The organism is Vibrio diabolicus, from assembly GCF_011801455.1.
In the GTDB taxonomy this organism is placed as follows: Bacteria; Pseudomonadota; Gammaproteobacteria; order Enterobacterales; family Vibrionaceae; genus Vibrio; species Vibrio diabolicus.
This window is the reverse complement of record NZ_CP042451.1, coordinates 2,857,400-2,880,318: the sequence shown is the minus strand read 5'-3', so window position 1 is coordinate 2,880,318 and position 22,919 is coordinate 2,857,400. Positions and strand designations below refer to the sequence as shown.

Annotated in this window: 19 protein-coding genes; 9 read left to right on the top strand and 10 right to left on the bottom strand. The window is 43.0% G+C overall.

The features are described 5' to 3' along the window. Nucleotides 1-4 precede the first annotated feature (4 nt). The 6 genes from dhaR to FR741_RS13535 form a co-directional block, all read right to left on the bottom strand. Entirely contained in the window at nucleotides 5-1,930 is a 1,926-nt protein-coding gene (gene dhaR, locus FR741_RS13560) for a dihydroxyacetone kinase operon transcriptional regulator DhaR (protein WP_167426948.1), read from the bottom strand. A 148-nt stretch (nucleotides 1,931-2,078) separates the two neighbouring features. Then, entirely contained in the window at nucleotides 2,079-2,609 is a 531-nt protein-coding gene (locus FR741_RS13555; RefSeq protein ID WP_012841150.1) for an MltR family transcriptional regulator, read from the bottom strand. A 57-nt stretch (nucleotides 2,610-2,666) separates the two neighbouring features. Further along, nucleotides 2,667-3,815 (bottom strand): mannitol-1-phosphate 5-dehydrogenase, encoded by a 1,149-nt coding sequence (locus tag FR741_RS13550; protein ID WP_167426947.1) that lies wholly within the window; start codon nucleotides 3,813-3,815, stop codon nucleotides 2,667-2,669. Between the two features lie 112 nt (nucleotides 3,816-3,927). Further along, nucleotides 3,928-5,880 carry a PTS mannitol transporter subunit IICBA gene (locus tag FR741_RS13545; protein ID WP_167426946.1) on the bottom strand — a complete coding sequence of 651 codons (1,953 nt, stop codon included), beginning with the start codon at nucleotides 5,878-5,880 and terminating at the stop codon, nucleotides 3,928-3,930. 603 nt (nucleotides 5,881-6,483) lie between these two features. Next, nucleotides 6,484-8,232 carry a lysophospholipid acyltransferase family protein gene (locus FR741_RS13540; RefSeq protein ID WP_167426945.1) on the bottom strand — a complete coding sequence of 583 codons (1,749 nt, stop codon included), beginning with the start codon at nucleotides 8,230-8,232 and terminating at the stop codon, nucleotides 6,484-6,486. Between the two features lie 136 nt (nucleotides 8,233-8,368). Next, nucleotides 8,369-8,635, bottom strand: a complete 267-nt coding sequence (locus FR741_RS13535; protein WP_031780245.1) for a hypothetical protein — start codon at nucleotides 8,633-8,635, stop codon at nucleotides 8,369-8,371. Nucleotides 8,636-8,798: 163 nt separating this feature from the next. On the opposite strand from FR741_RS13535, the gene FR741_RS13530 reads away from it, so the two are divergent. After that, nucleotides 8,799-9,518, top strand: coding sequence for an SIMPL domain-containing protein (locus FR741_RS13530; protein WP_005392213.1), 720 nt, complete (start codon nucleotides 8,799-8,801; stop codon nucleotides 9,516-9,518). Between the two features lie 53 nt (nucleotides 9,519-9,571). Here the strand turns inward: FR741_RS13530 and FR741_RS13525 are convergent, their stop codons facing one another. Then, nucleotides 9,572-10,621, bottom strand: coding sequence for a DUF4382 domain-containing protein (locus tag FR741_RS13525; RefSeq protein WP_065644976.1), 1,050 nt, complete (start codon nucleotides 10,619-10,621; stop codon nucleotides 9,572-9,574). A 229-nt stretch (nucleotides 10,622-10,850) separates the two neighbouring features. Here FR741_RS13525 and FR741_RS13520 point away from each other — a divergent pair, with 229 nt between their 5' ends. Then, on the top strand, nucleotides 10,851-11,126 hold the full coding sequence (locus tag FR741_RS13520) for a hypothetical protein (RefSeq protein ID WP_048626615.1): 276 nt from the start codon (nucleotides 10,851-10,853) through the stop codon (nucleotides 11,124-11,126). Between the two features lie 93 nt (nucleotides 11,127-11,219). Here FR741_RS13520 and FR741_RS13515 read toward each other — a convergent pair whose 3' ends face one another. After that, the gene (locus FR741_RS13515) at nucleotides 11,220-12,023 is read right to left on the bottom strand and encodes a MetQ/NlpA family ABC transporter substrate-binding protein (RefSeq protein ID WP_167426944.1); all 804 of its coding nucleotides are present in this window, start codon (nucleotides 12,021-12,023) and stop codon (nucleotides 11,220-11,222) included. 664 nt (nucleotides 12,024-12,687) lie between these two features. Here FR741_RS13515 and FR741_RS13510 point away from each other — a divergent pair. The 7 genes from FR741_RS13510 to FR741_RS13480 all read left to right on the top strand — a co-directional run bounded on the left by FR741_RS13510 (nucleotide 12,688) and on the right by FR741_RS13480 (nucleotide 19,771). Further along, a complete protein-coding gene (locus FR741_RS13510) occupies nucleotides 12,688-13,158 on the top strand; it encodes a hypothetical protein (protein ID WP_167426943.1) in 471 nt (156 codons plus the stop codon). Between the two features lie 95 nt (nucleotides 13,159-13,253). After that, the gene (locus FR741_RS13505; RefSeq protein WP_025536544.1) at nucleotides 13,254-13,628 is read left to right on the top strand and encodes a hypothetical protein; all 375 of its coding nucleotides are present in this window, start codon (nucleotides 13,254-13,256) and stop codon (nucleotides 13,626-13,628) included. A 70-nt stretch (nucleotides 13,629-13,698) separates the two neighbouring features. After that, on the top strand, nucleotides 13,699-13,878 hold the full coding sequence (locus FR741_RS13500; RefSeq protein WP_140319866.1) for a hypothetical protein: 180 nt from the start codon (nucleotides 13,699-13,701) through the stop codon (nucleotides 13,876-13,878). A 534-nt stretch (nucleotides 13,879-14,412) separates the two neighbouring features. After that, on the top strand, nucleotides 14,413-15,153 hold the full coding sequence (locus tag FR741_RS13495) for a hypothetical protein (RefSeq protein ID WP_167426942.1): 741 nt from the start codon (nucleotides 14,413-14,415) through the stop codon (nucleotides 15,151-15,153). A gap of 210 nt (nucleotides 15,154-15,363) precedes the next feature. Continuing rightward, nucleotides 15,364-16,221 (top strand): DNA polymerase, encoded by an 858-nt coding sequence (locus FR741_RS13490; protein ID WP_167426941.1) that lies wholly within the window; start codon nucleotides 15,364-15,366, stop codon nucleotides 16,219-16,221. Between the two features lie 20 nt (nucleotides 16,222-16,241). Then, the gene (locus FR741_RS13485; protein WP_167426940.1) at nucleotides 16,242-17,690 is read left to right on the top strand and encodes an ATP-binding protein; all 1,449 of its coding nucleotides are present in this window, start codon (nucleotides 16,242-16,244) and stop codon (nucleotides 17,688-17,690) included. A gap of 212 nt (nucleotides 17,691-17,902) precedes the next feature. After that, on the top strand, nucleotides 17,903-19,771 hold the full coding sequence (locus tag FR741_RS13480; protein WP_167426939.1) for an ATP-dependent nuclease: 1,869 nt from the start codon (nucleotides 17,903-17,905) through the stop codon (nucleotides 19,769-19,771). Nucleotides 19,772-20,925: 1,154 nt separating this feature from the next. Here the strand turns inward: FR741_RS13480 and FR741_RS13475 are convergent. Together FR741_RS13475 and FR741_RS13470 are read right to left on the bottom strand one after the other, a co-directional pair. Continuing rightward, entirely contained in the window at nucleotides 20,926-21,666 is a 741-nt protein-coding gene (locus FR741_RS13475; protein WP_167426938.1) for a hypothetical protein, read from the bottom strand. Then, entirely contained in the window at nucleotides 21,663-22,688 is a 1,026-nt protein-coding gene (locus FR741_RS13470) for a hypothetical protein (protein ID WP_233059788.1), read from the bottom strand. The genes FR741_RS13475 and FR741_RS13470 overlap by 4 nt, the downstream gene beginning before the upstream one ends. Nucleotides 22,689-22,919 lie beyond the last annotated feature (231 nt).

The following is a 22,919-nucleotide window of genomic DNA, read 5'->3' as shown; positions in this document are numbered from 1 at the left end:
TGGCTTAATACAGCTTCATTTGCTCCTGCAGCCCAAACTTATTAATTTTTCTCCATAAGGTCGTGCGGCCAATTTGCAATGCTTTCGCCATATCATGCATTTTGCCATCACACTGATTCCAAGCCTGAACGATAGCTCTTCTCTCGGCTTCTTCTAGCGTGATTACCGGCGTATTCTCTGCGGTATGGCGAGAATTCAGTTTAATGTCTTCTGGAATATCGTTCAGCTTGATTAAGTTGGAACTGCGGTTAAGCAAAATTCGCTCAGTTCGGTTTCTTAATTCGGAGTTATTGCCTGACCAACGAAAATTCATCAACGCTTCCAGTGCGACTGGCTCTATCGAGATAGTCACATTGTGGCGGCGTTCATAATGGCTGATAAGCTGCTGGACGAGAAATTCAATGTCTTCTTTGCGCTTTCTTAGTGGCGGAATATGCAGCTCGTTCGAGGAGATTTCATAATAAAGTTGCCGACCAAATGAGCGCTGAGTGACATACTCGCTGATCTCTGAAGCGGTGCTGGTAATAAGTTGAAAATCTACGGGGATCAATCGCAAACTGTCGCTGCGGCTGACGAGCCCAGTTTTTAACAACTTAAGTAGCACGGCTTGTAAATCGGGTGACAGATATTCCAACTTTTCCAAAAAGAGCGTGCCGCCATGGGCGAGTTCAAACTTAGAGGGCATGCCTTGTCCCTCGTCGTATCCCAGGGTTTCTTTGACCAGTTGCTCTGTATTGATGGAGCGGCAGTTGAGTGTAATGAACGGCCCTTCTTTGTAGGCGCTTTCATTATGAATCGCCATGGCGAGAGTAGCTTTTCCTACGCCTTCTTCACCCGTAATTAGAATCGGTGATTTGGACTTTATGGCCCGCTTTGCCACGGTAATGACATGCTTCATTTTTCGTGAAATAACAGGCAAAGTACTGAACGTATAGCGCGCACTGCCACCTATTTGTTGTTGAGCAAGTTCGCGAATTTTATCGATAGGGTGCAAAAACAATAAGTGTGTGCCGTCGTTGAGTGGACGCAAGGTAATGATCGCTTCAACAAACTCGCCACGAACCTCTACCGTTGTGAGTTTGCGGTTGATGCTTGCACCCGACTCAATACTATTGAGGACATTTGGCGGGAAACGTAAAACCGAAAAGACTTCTTTATCCAAGACCTGACTGGCTTCAATGTTTAACAAGCGCTCTGATTGGTGATTTACCATGGTGATACGGCTTTCTTCATCCCAGGCCAGAAGGCCGTCATCCATGCATTCTAACGTTGCGTTGTGCGCACAAGTGAGGCGGTTAATGTTTTCTTGTTCCGACTGAATATGGATTTGCAAACTGACTTCTTTCGCGCTCGACGCGATGATGACTAAGTTTTCTTTCTTGTAGCTCTCTGCTTTTTTGAGAAGGCATGTTGTGCCGCGTAACTTGCCAAACTGGTCGAAAACAGGCGCTGCTACAGAGACATAAGGGTGTAAGTGGCGATTAAAATGTTCTGCTGCGAAAACTTCACACGGGATATGAGTACTAATACAGAGATTGACCGCATTTGTGCCAATTTTCCCTTCAGACAGAAAACAGCCTTGTTTAATACCGAGCGCCTGCATCTCTTGTTGCATTGAGTCATGTCCCACAACAGATAGAACGCAGCCGTTGCCGTCAGTCACCATCAATAGCAGGTCTTCGTCTCCTAGCATGTCGTAAGTGTCTTCAAGTACGGTCGTGGCGCATTCGATGAGGTGCTCGTTGCGTTTCATCAGAGATGAGAAGGTAAAGCCAGAGGCAATATGTGGTTTTGACCAGGTATAAGGGCTGCATTGCTTTATGCAACGCTCCCACGACTCAAGTACGGGAGTGCGGGAAAATTCTGGAGATACCCAATGGTGTTTCTGGAAAAACGCCCATTTGATTTTAGTGTCTTCGATTGAAAGCATGCCATACCGTTTCAATACCAGCGATAGATTGGTCTGATATTACAGAGACATACGAATATGGACTGTGATGGCTTTCACGCACGTCATACAGAAAGGATACGCAAAGAAAAGAGGCTAGTAGAGAAGGCGTTCCTTGCCGGAGATTGGGTTAAAAAGGGCTGTCCTTGCCCAGTTCATTGCAAATTTCGACAATGGCGAGCGAGAGACCTGATTTTATTATTTGTTGCTGGCGTTGAAGTTGGAGTTGATAAAACTCAAGGTCGATGTCGTCATCAGGTTCGTTGACTTCTAATTGCACCATGCCCATTTTCTTTACCAGATGCAGCTTTTTGATTGGCTCTAGAATATTTGGATCAGTGAACTCGTAGTCGGATGCATCGCTATTGAGTCGGTTTTTAAGCTTAATGATGTCTTCAATATCATGATAAATATCGTCTGGGAGTACGCCTAAGCCAAATAGGAGTTTCAAACGAACAGAGAGATCGCCCAGCGGTCCGGAGTCTTGCAGTAGGGGACCAACAACCGATTGCACGGCGAAGTTATCTTTACGAAAGATCCTTTGTATTAGCCCGTCGATGGAATCGTTGAACACATCGACTGCTGCAATAAAAAAGCCTCGTACCGATGGCGCGCTGTTTAATCGTTCAATGATCTCGGTTTCGTTGATGTTATCTGCCATATACTGAGTAACTGTTTAAAATTATATTTATGGGGAGCAGAGCTCCCCTTGATTCGATTAAAGCTGGTGGTAAATCGCTTCTATTTGAGCCACTTCAACACTGTCTTCAGCCAGACCGGTGTATTTCGCTAGCGTTTTTGTTACGCCAACCTCTTTTAATGAGGTCTGTAGCTCAACCGCTTGCGGATCGGTGTCGTTGGTGTATTTCAACGCCGCCGCGATCCCTTTCAAAAGTGTTTGATTTTCAGTGCCATACTCGATTGTACCGAGTAATGGCTTCACTAATCTATCATTTGCACCCAATTTACGAATTGGTTGTCGTCCAACGCGATCCACTTCATCCACTAAATATGGGTTGGCGAAGCGACCTAAAATCTTTTCGATGTAGGCATTGTGCATGTCGCGGTCGAAGCCGTAACGTTTGATCAGCACTTCACCACTTTCGTGCATTGCTTGTTTTACTTCGGCATGAATGCTTGGGTCTTCAATTGCTTCACGAATGGTACGGTGCCCTTTCAAACAACCTAAATAAGCGGTAATGCAGTGACCTGTGTTTAGGGTGAACAGCTTACGTTCGACAAAGGCCATTAGGTTGTTGGTTCTTTCCATGCCAGCTATGTCAGGGATATCGCCCTTAAACTGTTGCTCATCCACAATCCATTCACTAAAGCTTTCTACCGTGACTTCTAGTGGATCATCGTTGGCGGCTTCTGCTGGTGGCACGATGCGGTCTACCGCTGAATCAACAAAGCCAACCAACTCGTCTGCCTTTGTGTGCAGTGATTCATCCAAGTGTTTGTACACCTCACCTTTTAGGTGTGTGGTACCACGCACCATATTTTCACAGGCGATGATGTTAAGTGGCGCGTCATTGCCAGCTTCAAAACGTTTGGCGATGCCTTTCGCGATGGTTTTCGCGATGATATCTAATACGTTTGGACCGACCGCTGTGGTAACTAAATCGGTTTTGACGATGCGATCAATCACGTCTTCACTGGCTGAGTTTACCGCTGTGACATGGGTAACGGTGTCGATTTGACACTCAGTACCGACCACTTTTACTTTGTATTCTTGTTTGTGGCTGAGCTGGTCTACTAGCGGTACATCAACGTCAGCGAAAGTGACCTCGACTTCTGCGTCTGCTAAGAGTTTACCGATGAAACCACGACCGATGTTACCTGCACCAAAATGAACTGCGTTTTTCATAATTCTTACCTACCAATATCTGAAAATGTTGACTTACGAAACTAGGGTGAGGCCAACCGCATAGGGGGTGACAGCTGACCTCGTTTGCCTCAGGAGCAAATTAAAGGAGTGATTAAGCCGCTTGCTGGCCGCCAAGGATGTTTAGAATTTCTTCTACATCGTTGGTGCTGGTTAGCTTCTCAATTGCTTCCGGCTCATCGAGCGCGTTCGTAATGGTTGTGATCACCTGGATGTGCTCATCGTTCTTAGCGGCAATGCCGATAACCAGTTTCGCGACATCGTCGTCATCTTCAGTAAATTGGATACCCGATGGGTATTGGCAGATTACAATGCCGGTTTTCTTCACGCGATCTTTCGCTTCTACCGTACCGTGAGGTACTGCGATAGATTCGCCTAGGTAAGTTGGAACCAACGCTTCACGCTCAAACATCGCGTCTACGTATTCTGGTTCTGCGTAGCCAAGTTCAACCAATTTGTTGCCTGCAAAGCGAATGGCTTCTTCTTTGTTGGCTGCTTTCAAACCTAGGTGAATGTTCTCACGCTGGATTTGGAATACCGATGGTTGTTGTGGCTCAAAGCTGTCGTCGTTCGCCGCCATGACTGACACTTTTACCATCTGGTCGTCATTGGCTGCGGATTGGTTTTGTGCTGCTAGTAGTTTGGTGACTAGCTGGTTGTACATTTCGCTGTCTAGGAAGTTCGTCAATGAAATGTGGTGTGCGTTTGGAGCATGCTTACGTGCACGACCCGTTAAGTCTTTATGAGTAATCACGATATCTGCACTCTCTGGTAAGCTGTTAATGGCAAGGTTAGTTACGTGGATGTTCAGACCTGCGTCTTGAACCTTTTTGCGTAGCATGCTCGCGCCCATTGCACTCGAGCCCATGCCCGCATCACAAGCGACAATGATGCTTTGTACTGTCGCTAGGTCTACGTCACCTTTGCTTTGGCTGTTTACCACCGCATCGTTTTTAGATGCAGATTTCATGTCTTTCATTTGTGATGTTGCTTTCTCTAGTGCTGCTTCATCACCGTCTTCTTCTGTTGACGTTTGTGTCTTCATTAGCAGTGCTGCTACGGCGAATGACACGCCTGTTGCCGCTGCGATAGACGCTAGAACACCAACGATTGAACCTTTCTGAGTCATCAACAAGATTGCAAAGATTGAACCTGGTGATGCTGGAGAAACGATACCTGCGTTAAACATAGTTAGAACGAATACGCCAGTCATACCGCCTGCGATAGCCGCAAGGATTAGGCGAGGGTTCATTAGGATGTATGGGAAGTAAATCTCGTGGATACCGCCGAAGAAGTGGATGATTGATGCACCACCTGCAGTTTGACGAGCCGTACCTTTACCAAACACCATGTAAGCCAGCAAGATACCTAAGCCAGGACCTGGGTTCGCCTCGATCAAGAAGAAGATCGATTGACCAGTTTCAGAAGCTTGCTGAATACCCAGTGGAGAGAAGATGCCGTGGTTGATCGCGTTGTTTAGGAACAGGATCTTCGCTGGCTCAACAAAAATAGAAGTCAGTGGCAGAAGGTGCGCTGAAACAAGGAAGTTTACGCCTGCTGCCAATGCGCCTGAAAGCACTTTGACAAATGGACCGATAAGGAAGAAAGCCAAAATGGCGCACAGCATACCAATGATGCCCGCAGAGAAGTTGTTCACCAACATCTCGAAGCCACTTTTTACTTTACCGTCGATGTAGTTATCGAATTTTTTGATAGCCCAGCCGCCCATTGGGCCGACCATCATTGCACCCATAAACATTGGGATGTCGGTACCGACAATCACGCCCATAGTTGTGATTGCACCCACGACCGCGCCGCGATCGCCGCCCACTAATTTACCACCGGTGTAACCGATCAGTAGTGGCAGCAAGTAAGTGATCATAGGACCAACCATGGAAGCTAACGTCTCATTTGGTAGCCATCCGGTTGGGATAAATAGAGCAGTGATAAAGCCCCACGCGATAAACGCGCCGATGTTAGGCATTACCATGTTTGACAGAAAACGACCAAAATTTTGTATCTTGATCTTGGCATCTGGTGATATCATAACAATTCCCCGTTCGATGTTCTGATGAATATGTTGTCGTAAACGGTTCGCCAAAACCGCTTGTTTGATTGCTTAGTACCCAATCAATTTACCACACATTTTCCAATTGGAACTGACGACGGGTTTTTCGTGATCAACCCCCGCGTTTCTTCGGATGAAAAGCATTTTTTAAGTGATGATGATCAATTAATTGATATGTAACTTAATAACAAAAAATGACTTTCAAATCTGTCAATAAAAATATTAGTGATCAATTCGATCTTCTGACAAATATAAAATCAAAATTCATTGTGATTAAGATCACCTTTAATTTCTTTTTCAATTCAAATTAAATACTAGAAATGATCAATGTCACATTTTGTTTGATGTTAGGTTTGTTTGAAAGTGTGAACTATGACCATTTTGAGGTTTTGTGAAAGTTTATAACGTGAACGTTTGTGCGATGTTGGCGTTTTGTGGATTAAAGCTTGAGATGACTGGCCTTTTTGCTATGAGTTTAACTAAACACTTTGTTTTTAATGTCTTATGGGTAAATAACGCATCACGCTGCTCGCGTTGTGTTGTTTAGAGCGATTTTGAGCAGCGCGATACCTCCGACGACGGTTAATGGTTTAGAGCTAAATACTCGCGCGCGTTTTCGCTGCCCATATAACGTGCAAGCGTTTTCTCAGGTACATCGCGTAAATTCACCATAATCAATCCATCCAGTGCGTTGTTAAACGCCGGATCGACGTTAAAACACACCAACTTACCATTCAAACTCAAATATTGGCGTAGTAATACCGGAACGCCTTTGCCTTCGTCAATTCGAGCGATCACGCGAGATAGCAACTGTAAGTCTCCCAATGCGGTTAGCATGCTGGTATTCCAGTTTAAGTTGGTTTCTGGCAGTGGATTTGACGGAGTGACGTATTCGGCGCAGTCGTTGTCGTAGTGGTGTAGGGTCATTGATTGTGCCAGCAACTGACGCGCGGTATGGCTGTAATCGTTGCTGATGCTCACTGGGCCAAATAAGTGCGTGTATTCGGGATGTTGATGGACAAAAGTCGCTATGCCTTTCCAGAGTAAGAGTAGGGCACTCATGCTTTTTTGATATTGCTCGGCAATCACAGAACGACCCATTTCAATCGACTTACCCATTTGATCGAGAAAGCGTTGGTCATAGTTGAACAAGGTGCGCGAATACAATCCTTCTACGCCATATTTCGCCAATAATTGATCAACTAATCCAAGACGGTAAGCACCTACCATGCATTGGTTCTCACGATCCCAAACAAATAGGTGCAGGTAATCATGATCGAAATGATCGATGTCTATCGCTTGTCCAGTCCCTTCGCCAACTTGACGGAAATTATGTTCTCGCAAGCGGCCAATTTCATGCAGGAGAGATGGGATCTGCTGCGCGCTGGCGCAATACACGTCGAACTCGCCATTTTGAAGCAATTGGGTTTCTGTCGGTAAGCTGTGCAGCTCTTCAAGCAATTGGCCTATGGGTAACCCTGCCGCAATAGGTAAGAGATCATTGTCTGAGACCGTTTTCTGAGTGGCACTTACATCGCGGTTAAGCAGATAGGTGTTGAGCCTTAGATAATTGACGATCTGATCATCATTGAGGTTATTGAGTTCTTTAAACTTGATTGCTTGCCCAAAGGACAACTCAATGGTTTTTGCGCTCTTGTTGAGCAGCTCTCTTCCTAACATCAAGGTGCGTAAAAGAGGGTGGATTTTACCTGCCATGTAGAAGCGTTTTGAGTTCTGCCCACGAATGAAGACGGGAACAGTGGCGGCTTTGTTCTTACGAATTAACGCACTGACACTGCGGCTCCATTCTTTGTCTTCTAAACGCTGTTGTTTGGCATCCACCAACTGCGACACTTCACCCGCAGGGAAAACCAATAACAAGCCGCCATTCGCAAGGTGTTTGTTGGCTGCTCTGAGGGCCTTCATATTCGATTTGACGGCGTCTTTGCCTTCGAATACGTCGACACCAATAAAAAGTTGGTCGAGCTCTGGTACGGTTTTTAGGTACTGATTCGCTAAAATTTGGATATCGTCTCGTATCATCAATAGTAGCTCGGCGAGAATCACGCCTTCAACACAACCGAGAGGGTGATTCGCCACAATGACGGTTGCGCCTTGCTTTGGCACTGCGTCGAGCGAACCATGGGCAATGCGATAGTCGATCCCCAAAATATCCAGCGTAAATCGCAAGAAAGTTTTGGTATCCGCATTCACGGGGCGTTGGGCGTAGAATTTATCGAGCTGACTTAAACCCGTTGCCCATTCTGCAACGTTTTCACCAATGCCGAACGGCGTTTTACGAGGGAGACGAAAAGGGGTTGAACTATCCATATTTACCTCAGCATACAAGTGGCTGATCGGATAGTAGAAATTACAGATGACAGTTCAGAGGCAAATCCATGAGCCTTTGGTGACAAACTGGTGAAGCTTTGTTGACCAAAGGCGAGGGGATAGGGACGTATTAGCGTTACGTTTTGTCGCCAGCAAACATCAGGATACTCAGAGAGTTGAGCGTTTCACCGAGACTTTCTAGTGAGCTCAAGACCTGTTTGGTCGGCTCATTATCTAGCAGAATGCGACCATCAAAGCTTTTCCCTTCGCATTGATCTTCATCGCACATACCCGCTTGGGGGGCTTGTGTTGAGTTGTCATCCATTACTAAGTCGTCAGTACTCAAACAAGCCGTTGAGACAAATAATCCGCTCAGAACTACCAGCCATTTTATTTTCAACATAATCTTAAAAACCACAATGAAACACTGTTCAATTGTAATTTATTCTATTCACCATTTCGAACGACATGACAAAAACTTGGCTTTAGGTCGCCATTTTCTGGCCATAGTTGAGCTATGTTATCGATACGACGAATTGTTACTTTTGGCGAAATTAGGAGGATGAATGGAGAAGATTTCCAATAAAGCGTCAATATGGCTCGGGCTGTGTCTGATAATTGGTTTAGGAGTATTGGGCTTTTTTATTCAGCAAACGGCAGTCAAATACAAAGCCTATGAACGAGTGGTAACGGTGAAGGGATTGTCTGAACGAGAGTACTCTGCCGATACAGTGATCTGGCCAATTCAGTTCACCTTAGCGAGTAATGATATGGGGGCTATGTTTGATGACATCGATCAGCAAACGCGTTTGATTCTGGATTTCTTAAGTGCCAAAGGGCTCCCTGAAACGAGCGTTTCCCTTTCTTCTCCTGCTGTCATTGACCGAAAAGCACAGCAATACGGGAGTGAGCAAGATATCGAGTTTCGTTATTTAGCCTCGCGGACCGTTACGGTTTATAGTCAAAGTGTTGATGTGGTTCGAGCGGCAATTAATGAGATTGGTGAGCTAGGAAAACAAGGCGTACTGCTGAATCAGGACCCGTACGCGAACCGCATTGAGTACAGCTTTACTAAGCTAAATGATGTAAAGCCAGACATGATTGAAGAGGCGACCAAAAACGCCCGCGAAGTGGCGCAAAAGTTTGCGAAAGACTCACAGAGTTCACTGGGTAAGATCAAACGTGCCACGCAAGGGCAGTTCTCGATTTATGACCGAGATAGCAACACGCCTTACATTAAGAAAGTACGAGTGGTCTCAACCGTTCAGTATTACTTATCGGATTAAAATAATAGTCAAAAAGCCGCTCATCGTGTGAGCGGCTTTCGATAAGACGAGAGCTATAGGATAGGATTGATATCTTGCTCTGTATGCTCACCTTCGACCACATCAACAGGTGTGTAATGTTGATAAATCAGGAAGCCATCTTCTGATGTTTCATGGTTATCTGGTGTATCAACATACGCGGTACAGGTGTACCCAATACTGTAGGTGCCTGGGCCAATGTAACCAAACTCGTAGCTGTAGGTTGTATTACCTTCTTCGTCTTGCGATTCATTCACGTTAGCTACTGCAACTGGCGCTTGGAGTGGTTCCATCGCGCCCATATCGCCCATGGTTGAGCGATCCATCGAACCTGCGTAAAGATAGACTGAGTGAACGGCAGGAACGTCATTTATTGCATTTGATGCTGCACTGTCTGCTTCACACGCTTGATACTGAATTTCACTGACTTCACCACCGATATGACCTGATTCTGATGCGTTTACTAAGCTTACCGCATTAGAGTTCATGTTCATGTAATCTTTGCCTGTTGGATCTGCCAGGCCTTTACGCAAATCAAACTCGACAACATAGCTATTATGACCAGTATGAACTTTTACATACTGACCTTTTTGCGAAAACTTCAAGCGACCTTGATCGCTCGTATCTGGTTTAAAACCAAAACAGCTGCCTCGGCTAGGCACAACTAAGCCTTTGATGTTGCCGTCTGTCTTCTCTACGTATGACAGCGTTGTATCGTTTAATTGTTTGCCGTCTTTAGCGTACACACACATAGCATAATCACCAGGAGCGATGTCTTGCTCGCTAATGATCGTTTTAGCGTTACTTCCCTGATATTCCATTAGATCAACTTGGTGTAGTGCTCCATTGTCACTAACATCTAACAGAATATGTTCTCCAGTTTGTTCGCCAGTTTCTGGGTCAAATGGTACAAGGACAACATCTTTAAACGCTAAGACGACTTTGTTGGCATCGTCGACAGGCGCATCGGAAACGCTGAGAGAAAAAGTGGCTGCTTCTGTATCGGATGAAGAGTCGTCGCTACCACAGCCCGTCAATAAAAGACCGCCTGAGATGGCAAGTAAAGGGTAGGTATATTTTTTCATTATGATCTCTTGTTTACACTGCTGATAAATGTAAAAGGCTAGTCTCAAAGTCGAGAAGTGATGTCATTGTATTGTGATAGAGAGGTCAATCTTCAATGGCGTTATATACAAGTCCTTTTTTATAAAACTAAGTTCTTAACTGTGATGAGGGGAGTTTGATAATAGTCAAGCTGGCTTGTTTCTTATGAGCGTAAGTTAGTATGACTTACTGCTAGAAGGAATTAGTATCATGGCATACAAGCACTTTATTAGAGAACTACTGGGTTTAGCGATTGTTGTCTCTGTCGTCTTTGGCGTTTTAGGTGTGATGTTAGAGCTCTTTGCACTGACGGCACTCTGGGAGCATCAGCAAGCGATAGCCGATGTATTCTTCCATGAATCTCTCTACTTTGTCGTATTTTTAATCCCACCATACTTCCTTTGGAAGTTGATTAACCGCCCTGAATTGGTTTCTGCGGACCAAGCTTATTTAGCAATGAGATTAGAGGCTGAAAGTCGACAATAAGCCGATTGAGTGAGGAGTGAAAAGAAGAGGCTATGAGAAACATCAGCCTCTTTCCTATCTGATTAGTGAGCAAAGTATTCGTTGCTTTATTGATTAAAAAGCTGCTTCTATTGTGCCTTTGAACGTACGATCGAGATAATCACGAATTGCTTGAGATTGGTAAATAGAAACGAATTTTTTATACGCTTCATTATTTTTGTCTGCGTCACGAGTAGCGATGACCATGACGGCCAGCGGTGCGTCTTTTGCTTCAAGATAGATACTTTGTTTCTTCGGGTCTAAACCAGAAGACATTACGTAGTTCATTGTGATCGCAGCCGCGTCTACATCATCCAATGTTCGTGGTAACTGGGCGGCATCTACCTCGACAAATTCAAACGACTTTGCATTTTTTGTAATATCAGTTAGGGCGGCTTTGTGGCCAACACCTTGTTTAAGCTCAATTAAACCTGCATTGGCGAGTAGCAATAGACCGCGACCACCATTAGTTGGATCGTTTGGAATTGCTATGCGTGCATTGTTTGGAAGCTCTTGCAATGAGCGATACTTGTTAGAATAAAGTCCCATGCGCATCAGAATGGATTGACCAATCGACACTAATTGGGCGTCATGACTATTGTTGAAGTTGTCTAAAAATGGTTGGTGCTGATAGCTGTTAATGTCGATGCTACCATCGCTAAGCGCGGCATTGGGTGTCACGTAATCAGAAAACTCGATGACTTCTACATTCAAGCCTTGCTTCGCTGCTTCCTTCGCTACTGCTTCAACTACTTGAGCATGAGGCCCTACGGTTGCTCCCACTTTAATGATAGAGCCATCTTTTTCTCCACAAGCACTTAAGCCAACTACTGCCGTGAGAACCAAAGCTAGTTTCTTTAGGTGACAAATACTTTTCATTCTAACTCCATTTTTACTTTAGACGTCCATACGTTTACATGTCCATCCTATCAGAAGTCGAAAAAGGGTCAATGGTTTAAATAGCGAGCAGACATTTTGTTTCTACGACTATATAGAAAGATTGGTAATAAGCGAAAAGAAAGAGAGGGTAGAATCGAGGAAGATGATAAGTTTGAAGTTGTTGAGGATATGAGCAACGAATTACTACACCCACAACTGTACCCAAAGTCAGCAGACACAAAAAAGACGTAGTAGGTACTAACCTGCTACGCCTTTCAAAATTTGGTGGCCCCTCGCAGACTTGAACTGCGGACCAATCGATTATGAGCGAAGGTCTGACGCAACCTCACTGCACAATCAACATAGAAACCCTGCCCCGACTCACCCCGAAATCCACCAGCAAAATCACATCACCTGATTACCCGCATGATTTTACTGACGTCGCCGACGGGAAATCCGCCGAACCTATATCACCGCCGCCACCGTCGAGAAAATGTAGAAAACTGTGTTGGAAAGACAGGAACAGTACCGGAAAAAGACAGGAAAAATCCCTAGGCGTAACAAGCAGCAAAACGAATTTATATTATTGAATTGTAAGAGCCCTTACTGGATTCGTCCGGTAGGGGCTTTCTTATTTCTAGCTCAATGAAATAAAGGAGTTTCTATGAACCAAGCCAAAAACAGCAGGAAGAATGCAGGAGTTGATACATCTAAAACCACGCCAGAAGGCAATCCATTCTCTACCATTCTCGAAACAGGTGAAGCACCCAAACTAGGAGCAAAGGCCAAAGGAAAAATCCTCTATGAAATTGCTCAACATAATGAGGACAAGCAGCTCTATTTTCGAATTGCCGGACAAAGTGGTGGGGCAGGATTGCATTCAAAACACTGGGTTCCACTTAACGAACTGTTCCAGTTGATCGAATCTCAAGGTGATAACCCGTGGAAAAGTCAGGTCTATAAATCCCTATATCCTTCAGGTTCAGCCAATAACCAAGGTTTCTGTGCCTCAATAGTTAGAGACTTAGGTCTAGCCAAAAAGTCCGAATCATCAATTTATCTTCACGTACTAGGCGACGAATACCAACAACTAAAAGCAGAGCTATTAGCGCTCGCAGACAAGAAAACAAAATAACCCTTCCATTTATCGTCGTTGATGTCGTACCGACGACACCGACAACAATCACTATCAAATTCTGCAATCAGTAAACCTAATAAGGAAATGTAGTAATGAAAAAACTACTAATCAGTGCGTTAGTTCTAGCTAGCTTTGGTGCATCAGCAGGTCTATTTAGTTCGGATACAGATGATGCAATCCAGACAATTAAAGAAGGCAGCCCAGATGGTTGCCCTTACGTAATAGGGGACATGATCGACTCAGCATTCACCAATGAAACTTGGAAATCAGGTAAAACCAAATCGGGTCGAATCTTCGTGGATATTGAAGGTGATGTGAATTTCCGCAATCAAGAGCAGAAAGCATTTATGCAATTCGAAGTTGATGGGGATGAGTTCTGGCTCAATACATTGAAGCTAAATAACCAGTACCAAAGTCAGATGATGACTCGTAGCTTCGCAAATCATCTATGCGATTCAGTTAAGTAAGTTGGGACATTAAATCACTAAGGGCAGTATCGATAGGTATTGCTCTTCTTTACTTCCCGAAGGAGCAAACATGCAAAGCAAAACCTTTTCACAATCATCATCCCAATCCAAAAAGAACACAGGTATTCGTGCAGCGAAAATAGGTGCTGCTCTCGGAGCTAGATTCGGTCCATATCCATATTCCGTATTAATCGGTGGTATAGCTGGCTTCGTAATTGGTGTTGTCGCCGACGAGGTTATAGATGATTGACGGGCAAGCTAGGTGAGCAGGGGATAACCTCTGCTTTTTTTGTTGTTGTAGATAGATTAGCTCTGACTAATAACTCGCATTCAAAGTGATGTTTGTCACACAAAAACTCTTTTAAAAAAATAATTTCTCGAACAGTACCTTCTCAAAAGGCTTAAAACAGCGGCTAATTAACATCTGTAACGTGATTTTACATTCTTTTAACTGGTTGAATTTTACACCCCTCGTTTAAAGGCTTTTTAGAGCCTTCCAGCTATGTTTCTTTTTTTTCAACCCATTTTCGAACGCTTTTTATAGCTTGAATTTAGCGCTGTACATCTCGTTTACATAAGCTTCAAAAGCTTAAATCTTCGTGTTGTTATAGCAGCCATGGACAGAGGTAACCCATTGTTCATTAGGCTCTTTAACAATTTGGAAAGTAACGCTCTACGACTTTTGAATGTTGATTTTGCAACTTAATGGGTAGCTGAATGGCTGCCTATTGCGATGCTGAATTAAACCGCATTAATTTCTATTGATAACTTAGGAGAGAATGATATGAGTCTATTTGAAAAACTAAATGCACAGGCTGAAAAAGTAGCTAACTTCAAAGCGCAGATTCCTAGTAACGCATTGTCGAACATGATGCCGTCAGATGGTGTGCCATTCATGGCTAAGTTTGAAGTGCAGAAGTTGCTTACGGTTGAGCGATACGATGACGAGACAGGATATAAGTATACATATTATGTAGATGCCGATGTTGCACAGTCCTTACCAAAAAAAGAAGTATCTCAAAAGGTGCTTCATGTTCTGCAAACGACTAAAAACGATATTCGCTTTGTTCTATTGAGTAGCAACCCTTCAAACTCTTGGAACCGCAGTAAATTAGATGCGGTGAAGGTGAGTGATGAGGGTGCGGTTATCTCCGTAAAACGTAACAAAGAGGCTGGTGTCTATAGTTACTCGGTTGAGCATGATATTGCCCCATTCGATGTTGATATGTCTCTTGTAGCGAAAGCTTTTGATGAAACGTTTGGTGGAGAGTATCACATCGATTCCCTAGAACATCCTGTAGCTCAAGCGTTGTTGGAAAATAAAGGTGAGTTCGTTGACGTCGTCGACGGAGATACTGAACAAAAGCAAGCGAGTAATGACGACGCCGACGCTGAAAGAGTGAAAGATCCTTCCGAAGATGGAATTTTCTCTGACGACCCAGAGCCGTTAGAAGAATTGGAAGAAATTGAAATTGAAGATGAGATTGACCTTGATGATTTGGATTTCGATGATATTGCAGCATGAATCGCAATCGCACGTTATGGTCTCGGACCACATACCTATGCGCTGAATAAACAGTTACTTGCTCACTCAGCGCAAGGTTACTTACCTGACCATATTGTACAAGAGGTTAAATCTGTTTCGAGCTTGCCACCTTTGGATGTTCAACGTCGTATTACGCGGCATATAGAGCATCTAAAAAGCAGAGAAGCGATTAGAGTAAATCGTACTGCAATGCTTAAGCGAATTGGTTCGTACTCACAGAAAAAATCGGGTACAAGCCAATTCGTAGCTAAGCAATATCAAGGAATTGTTAAAGCATTAAACACAGATTCTACCGGACATTGGTATCGTCCAGTCGTCTCGGCTTTTCATACTAAAACAGGTCGTGATCATGCTCTTGGTTCTTCTCTGAACCAAGTCCCTAAGCAGTACTGGAAGTCTGTACTAAGCCCACCTAAAGGCAGTGTTTATGCCCTTTTAGATTACCAGCAACAAGAGCCTATGATTGCTGCTTATTTTGCGCAATGTCAGGTGCTCATGAATTGGTACCAAAAGGGGGACATATACAAAAATATCGTTCAGTTAGTTGGAGGCCAATTTAGCCGTGACCAGTGTAAGCAAATGCTCATTGGGCGCTTATATGGTATCGGTTATCGGACACTCGCTGAAAAGCTGGGTATTGCCTTGAGTCGAATTAGAGCCCTGTCTAATGAGCTATCTCGTCTTATTTACCCAATTGACCGCTATCTCACTAAATCTGCCGATGTTATTCGGAATCAAGGCTTCGCTCGTTCCTTAGATTGGAAATACACCATTTCGGATTTGGACGGGCAACTCTCGCTAACTAATTGGAAGATTCAAGCAACAGGTGCCGACATTATGCGCCGAGCCTGTCTACGTCTTGATGATGCCAACATTCCACTTCTACTCACCAACCATGATTCGTTCTTGGTGAGGTTAGAACAAGCACAATTTCAAAACCAATTGGATGCGGCAACTCAGGCACTCGCCGACGCCGCCGCCGATGTTCTAAATGGTTTTCGTTTAAAAGTGGCAGTCGAAATGACGCTGCCATCCCAAGAAAAATAGTATTAAAGGAGATTTTTACAATGGCTGATAAAAATGCATTCGCAGAGTTCTTAGAACAGTTTACCCCTAGCGTAGTTAAGCAGGACGAGTCACGTACACCATATTTGATTGAGCATACCGGAGAGTCTAAGCAAGCTATCCCATTGGCTTCTGATAAGGGAGAGCAGATGCTGCGTAAGTTCGCTAAGCGAGTAGAACTAAGATTGGTTGGTAAAAACGTGAAAGATGCATTCGAGGAAGTCAAAGCTATCGCATGGGAGCATGAGCAGCCGTTGATTAAACCTCAAATTCGATATGGTATGGCTCCGGGAGCTGAAACAGTGACCATTGACCTCTCGAACGGTCAGATTGCTCAACTTAGCGCTCAAGGTGTTGAAGTGTTGGATACAATGCCCGCTAGTAATGAGAATCTCTATTTTCAGCGACCGAGCTTTCAGTTACCAATGGTTACGCCTAAGCTGCCATGTGACGACACCAAGTCAGCCTTGGCAAAGCTGAGAAAGTTCATTAATACGGACACGAATACTTTCTTCTTGCTGGTCGCTTACATGACTTACTTAATGGCACATCCTAAGGCGAAAGGTGTCCCTTACCCTATCTTGATGATTCAAGGTGAAAAGGGGGCGGGAAAAAGCTTCTTCTGTAATAACGTGCTTCGTGGCTTGTTAGATCCTAGCGCTGTCTCAGCGATGGCTTTTCCTAAGCAAAGTGACTTTGTTCTGACCATCAACGGCATGTCGCTAGTTGTTATTGATAACCTTAGAAGCCTAACTAAGCGTCAAAGTGATTTGCTTTGTACCGTAGCTACCAAGGGAACCATGACGAAGCGAACACTGTACAAGACAGCAGAAGTGACGATGCTAGAGCTACATAGCCCACTAGTATTAAATGGTATTCATGATTTTGTTAAAGAATCCGACTTAGCTTCCCGTTGCCTCCGAGTCAACTTGGAACCGATGAAGAAAGGTGATCGACGTCCTGAACAAGAGCTGAAAGCAGAGTTAGAAGCATCAATGCCAGAGATATTCGGTGCCTTACTGACTCTTGCATCCAAAGCGTTGGCGGTATTGCCTGATGTTGAGGTGATGCACGAAGCGCGAATGATGGACTACGCCAAATGGATCGGAGCGCTAGAAAAAATCTGGAAACTTCCAGAGGGTAAGCTGCAAAAAGTGTACGAGAAGAATGTAGAGTCGCTGATGGCGTCGGGCATGGCAGATGATAGTCTAACTATTGCTTTTACGGCATTGCTTAAGAAAGCTGGAGGTAAGCCGTGGAAGGGCAAGCCTTCCGAGCTTCTGAATAAGCTTCAAGAGTTTGAAGAAAGCATGTACCTACCTAAAGGTGCAGCGGCGTTGTCAGCAAAGATTAAGGGGCAAGAATCGAGCTTGAATGCGAATGGCATCTACTTCAAGTTTGGACGAGATGCAGAGCGTTACATTATGGTTTCAGATAAACCTTTGATTTAATCAACACATCCGGTATCGGTGGCTTTGGTCATCGGTGTCGGACTTTTTGTTCTAGTGCCGCCGTCGACGACAATGTTGATATAACTCTTATGACTAAGGTAACAGTTTCATATCGGTGAGAAGATTAATATGAGCATCAAGTGTTACATATCGCTTATATTGGGTCTATCTAATCTAAGCGAAAAAATTGGCTTAGATTGTAAGGATAAGAAATGAAGCTATCAGCATTATTAATCGAAAATTTCAAAGGTATAAAATCTGAAGTAAAGATATTAATAGACAATGTAGTGATTTTGATAGGACCAAATAACTGCAGAAAATCAACAGTTCTTGATGCTTATGAGGCATATTATTCAGTCGGATCTCCTCTTTCCATAGATTACTTCCACAACCTTAATGATACATTACCAATATCAATAACAGGTGTATTTACCGATATATCGGATGCAGATATAGATAGTGTCGGACAGGAATGGTTTATTGCTGATGATCCAGAGTTTGGAGAGTGTGCAAAATTTAAATTTGTTTGGTCTCGAGCCGATGAAAAAGCTCAAAAGTATAGTTTCAGTAACAAAACAAATGACTTTAAAGCTGGAGGCGGTGGGGGATGGAATACCATCCTTAGCAGCCGTTTACCTATGCCTGTTCGAATCAATCCTACTGATAGTACAGATGCGTTAGAGCAGGTTGTTAAAGAGTTAATATCGAAAAATGCAGCCGTAAAAATTAAGCAAGATAAGTCTAAGTTAGCGAATATAATGGCTGAAATAGATACTTTAGCTAAAGAAGTTGAAAATGAGTTATCTGGTGACATCTCTGCAATTAGCACGAGTATTCAATCCGAGGTCAGTAAAATGTTTACAGGAATGACCGTAAGCTTTGAAGCTGGTGTGGGGAAGTTTGATCCAGAGAAAGCTATAAAAGAAGGTAGTCGTTTCATATTTGAAAATAATGGAAGTTCGGCACCGTTATCCAATCAAGGTTCGGGTGTACAGCGTTCATTTCTTTGGGCTGCAATTCAAACATTAAGTTCACAGGGATTGCTTAAAAGGGGGCGTACAGCAGTTGATGCGGGTAAGCCCAAAGTGTTGTTGATTGATGAGCCTGAGATCAATATGCATCCCGCAGTAATAAGGTCAGCATGTGAAGCTATTTATGCATTAGCAGAACTTGAAGGTTGGCAAGTAATATGTACCACACATTCGCCTGTATTCATTGACCTAACAAAAGACCATACGACTCTCATTAAAGTTTCAAATCAAAGTAATGATATTCTATATTATCAAACAGATAAATCTTCATTTTCTGACGATGAAAAAGAAAATTTAAAGTTTTTAGGTCGTTGTTGTCCAACAGTCAATGAATTTTTCTTTTATGACACATCTATACTTGTTGAAGGTGATACTGAATACTTAGCTTATCAAGATCAAATAAAAAGGCACGGTTTATCCATGTCTCACTGTGTGATTAATTGTCGTGGAAAAGCTAATATTCCAACGTTCATAAAAATATTTAACCAGTTTTGTTCACGTGCAATAGCTATACATGATCTAGATTCTAGGTTTAATGAAAATGGTAATAAAAATGCAATGTGGACAATCAATGAGAGTATTAGAAACGCCGCTGACACTGCAAATGGTCGAGTTATAACAGTTGTTCATAACCCTGATTTTGAAGGCTACTACCTAAATGAATCACCTAAAAAAGATAAACCTTATAATCTATTTACTCATATAACCTCCCCATATTTTGATATTGATACAAGGTATGACCTGTTACGTTTATCTCTTTGCTCCATTGAGGACGGTACTCATGATGGGATTTATCTGAGTGTTAAGGATTTGGAGGCAATGGTCGAATCAGATGATGAGATCGAGGATTATGACGATTATTTTGAAGAAGACCCTTGCCCTGTCTGTAATGGAACTGGTGGTGATATTGAAATTGAATGTAGAAACTGTTCTGGTACTGGATATGACCCTGAAGACGATAAGCCTTTTGCCCAATGCCATACTTGTTATGGTGATGGATTAGAGGAGCTGGATACTTGTATACATTGTGGCGGCTCAGGTGTGGTGTAATAAATATCTAATATTCTGCCGAGTCTAATATTTTAGTGAATGATATTTAACTCATGAGCATAATTCAGATATAGAATTTTCTCATCATTTCCTCGTCGGCGTCGTCGTACTAATCACCTTCAACAATTCCCGTCGGCGACGTCAGTAAAATCATGCGGGTAATCAGGTGATGTGATTTTGCTGGTGGATTTCGGGGTGAGTCGGGGCAGGGTTTCTATGTTGATTGTGCAGTGAGGTTGCGTCAGACCTTCGCTCATAATCGATTGGTCATGTGTTCAAGTCACATAGGGGCCACCATTATTCCTTAAGGCTTATGGAGAAATCCGTAAGCCTTTTTTCGTTCTAGTCCTTTCCATATCCGGTCTGCAATTACTTCCTGTAAGCTCTGGTCCATTAGCACCACTGAAACTCTCCACGTAGTCACCACAGAGTCACACTTCCCCTATCAGAGTGATATCCACCATTAGAACCTTCTCTCGTCTGTACAGTACGAATCAGAGCAGATACATACCACTCAACACCAGACCTAAACCTCAGAAAAACTCGCCGCCTGAACCAACAAAAATATAACCAACATCCGTTCCATTAGGTCCAGTTATTAATATAAATATAATTTAGATACCTGAATGGAGTTCTAGCTGAGATTACGCAGGAGACTCAGCACCGAAGATTAGAACAAGATGAATGTTGAATCATGATGACCGATTACCCTCAGTGGTAATCGGTCTGTTATCTCTTAAGTGATTTAGGTCAGCAGTAAGCAACACTCAACCACAGCCCCAGAAACAGCAGCTAATCACGGGGCTGGTATTCATACTCAGAACGGAATTACCAACGGCACACTGGGTTACAGCGCGAATCTGGTATGAGTTAGGGTGTCGAGTTAGGTCAGAGGAAGGGGATGGAACTACTGCCGCCGCCGTCGGCAAACTGGACGGAAAACCTAAATAGGAAATTTACATTAGGGTTCGTGTCCAGCTCGGTATCTAGCCAAAATCAGAGCTAAAGACCGGATAGAGACCGGACCGACGACGCCGTCGCGATAATTGCAGAAACTACATCATGCAGGAAGTCAGGCAGGATAAGCCTTAGAGAGAGATTACAGGGCCAGTCTGGTGTGACCGACCCAGCGTTCTAGGATTTTAGAGTGGCACTTAGATATTATCAGACCAAGTTGTTGAGTAGCCATTGTTTTGGCAGAATTGGTACATCCCAGCAAAGTCATGAATACCTAGACGGGTGAGCTCTCTGTGAATTTCTTTTAATATTATTACGCCATTATTTATATCAAGAGCTAACATTGGGTTGAGGGCTACACTTTGAATGTGTGCAAACTCAACAGACTGATTATTTAGAAACTGCTGGCCTGTAAACTCACAACAAGAAATATTAAATTCAGCGATCCTTTGTGTTTTCAGTAGTGGACGCTTGTTTTGTATATCATCTAAGAACAGCTCCTTGAGATTCCGAACTTCAGCTAAATTAATGATTCGTTCATATGAGCTCATGGCAATCGATAAATATTGCCTAGTTCGGCCAGTTGTGAAGGCTATTCTAGTATCAATTAGTGCCCTTAGTGAAGGGCCTGATATGTGCTCAACACCATCAATCTCAACAATTTCTGCGGCACCTAGAACACCCGGTATGCCCTGATAAATCAAAGGTCTTTCTGCTCCGGAATTCCCAGTCCTTAAAATAGAAGAAAGGCCACCGATTTTAATATAGGGAATTCCATTAACGCACACTTTAGTGTTAACAAAAAAAGCGCTCACTATTGCTGTAATATGCCCGCTATCTAGTGCTTGAGAGGCCGCACTTAACACCTGATTCAGCTCATCTCGTTTTGCAAGCTTATCTAAAGAATGATAGATAACCGTAGGTAGGTTTGACGTCATGCTTTACCTACCATTCTATTGTATATTTTGTTAATATAAGAAGAGACTTCATCATAGTCTAATGATGAGTCTTCTTGATTTTTGTCGGAGTGCAGTTCTTTTAGGAGTTTTATTTTCCACTCTTTGGCTGCTTTTCTATCAATATAGTGTTTTTTCTTAATTCCTAGCTCATCATCAAATATCCCTTTTTGGTGATTTCTTAGGAGGAATGCTAGTCTTTTTTTATCGTTTATAAAATATTTATTTTTGAGTTCAGAAAGTAAGCTTATTTTTCTAATAACAATATGATTAATATTTTTTAACTTAATGTAATCCTTACCGTTGGCTGAAGTTTTTTTAGTCCCAATGATCAATGTATAAGCCCCACTGAGTTCTTCCTCATCTTCTAGCTTGTAATGTTTATAAAAATCATCAACAAGTTCACAAGGAATTACACAACTAACTTCTCCAATCCCTCCAGCGTTGAGCCATAATGAGCCATTAGAGTCTAATCTAGCATCACTCAATATTCCCCAAAATCCGTATACATCTTCGTTGTTAGTATTATTTACGTCATAAAAATGAACAAAGAAATTGTCAACGTTTCTTGTTGTATTAGGATCTTCAATTACTATTTTTTTGTCAGATTTTCTGAACTCTGGAGAATTAACTAAATTCCGCAATAATTGACTTAGAGTCACGTGAGTTTTATTTTCAGATGGGGTCGGTAAAGTTGTTTGTGTTATTTCAACATTTATATCTAATTCAAAAGACTGGTTCAGGTTATGAACAATTTCTTCATCCACCTTACCGCTTTCTAATCCTTGTGTTTCTGAAGAGGATAGTGAGCAATCAATAGCATGAGTGCGACAAACAAAACAGGCAGACTGACCGTTACGAGAAGCTTTTCTAAAATACACATCAGCCTGACATTCTGGGCAAATGAGGTGTTTTCTCTTGTGGGCCAACTCATTCGGAGGCAGTGTTGAAAAAAGAGAAGCTGTGTATAACTCTCCATTGAGAGTGCATTTAGCTGTATCCATACACATCCTTAATAGTTAAGCGATTGAACACATAAATCTACTTGTTTACGCAAACTTTCGATATAGATAACGATAAATTTCAATGTTAGCAATAAGTTATCTATATGTGGTAGACGAAATAGCATATTCTCATCTTTATACAATCAACACAACAAAATGTAGAGTTTTCTACTTGAAGTGGCGAATTATCAGACCTTTTAACGTAAAGATGTGAAATACAGCGAGTACCTA

Excerpts from the sequence above, each read along its gene's own strand:
- dhaR (WP_167426948.1), bottom strand. The coding sequence starts at position 1,930 with ATGCTTTCAATCGAAGACACTAAAATCAAATGGGCGTTTTTCCAGAAA.
- FR741_RS13555 (WP_012841150.1), bottom strand. The coding sequence starts at position 2,609 with ATGGCAGATAACATCAACGAAACCGAGATCATTGAACGATTAAACAGC.
- FR741_RS13550 (WP_167426947.1), bottom strand. The coding sequence starts at position 3,815 with ATGAAAAACGCAGTTCATTTTGGTGCAGGTAACATCGGTCGTGGTTTC.
- FR741_RS13545 (WP_167426946.1), bottom strand. The coding sequence starts at position 5,880 with ATGATATCACCAGATGCCAAGATCAAGATACAAAATTTTGGTCGTTTT.
- FR741_RS13540 (WP_167426945.1), bottom strand. The coding sequence starts at position 8,232 with ATGGATAGTTCAACCCCTTTTCGTCTCCCTCGTAAAACGCCGTTCGGC.
- FR741_RS13535 (WP_031780245.1), bottom strand. The coding sequence starts at position 8,635 with ATGTTGAAAATAAAATGGCTGGTAGTTCTGAGCGGATTATTTGTCTCA.
- FR741_RS13530 (WP_005392213.1), top strand. The coding sequence starts at position 8,799 with ATGGAGAAGATTTCCAATAAAGCGTCAATATGGCTCGGGCTGTGTCTG.
- FR741_RS13525 (WP_065644976.1), bottom strand. The coding sequence starts at position 10,621 with ATGAAAAAATATACCTACCCTTTACTTGCCATCTCAGGCGGTCTTTTA.
- FR741_RS13520 (WP_048626615.1), top strand. The coding sequence starts at position 10,851 with ATGGCATACAAGCACTTTATTAGAGAACTACTGGGTTTAGCGATTGTT.
- FR741_RS13515 (WP_167426944.1), bottom strand. The coding sequence starts at position 12,023 with ATGAAAAGTATTTGTCACCTAAAGAAACTAGCTTTGGTTCTCACGGCA.
- FR741_RS13510 (WP_167426943.1), top strand. The coding sequence starts at position 12,688 with ATGAACCAAGCCAAAAACAGCAGGAAGAATGCAGGAGTTGATACATCT.
- FR741_RS13505 (WP_025536544.1), top strand. The coding sequence starts at position 13,254 with ATGAAAAAACTACTAATCAGTGCGTTAGTTCTAGCTAGCTTTGGTGCA.
- FR741_RS13500 (WP_140319866.1), top strand. The coding sequence starts at position 13,699 with ATGCAAAGCAAAACCTTTTCACAATCATCATCCCAATCCAAAAAGAAC.
- FR741_RS13495 (WP_167426942.1), top strand. The coding sequence starts at position 14,413 with ATGAGTCTATTTGAAAAACTAAATGCACAGGCTGAAAAAGTAGCTAAC.
- FR741_RS13490 (WP_167426941.1), top strand. The coding sequence starts at position 15,364 with ATGCTTAAGCGAATTGGTTCGTACTCACAGAAAAAATCGGGTACAAGC.
- FR741_RS13485 (WP_167426940.1), top strand. The coding sequence starts at position 16,242 with ATGGCTGATAAAAATGCATTCGCAGAGTTCTTAGAACAGTTTACCCCT.
- FR741_RS13480 (WP_167426939.1), top strand. The coding sequence starts at position 17,903 with ATGAAGCTATCAGCATTATTAATCGAAAATTTCAAAGGTATAAAATCT.
- FR741_RS13475 (WP_167426938.1), bottom strand. The coding sequence starts at position 21,666 with ATGACGTCAAACCTACCTACGGTTATCTATCATTCTTTAGATAAGCTT.
- FR741_RS13470 (WP_233059788.1), bottom strand. The coding sequence starts at position 22,688 with ATGGATACAGCTAAATGCACTCTCAATGGAGAGTTATACACAGCTTCT.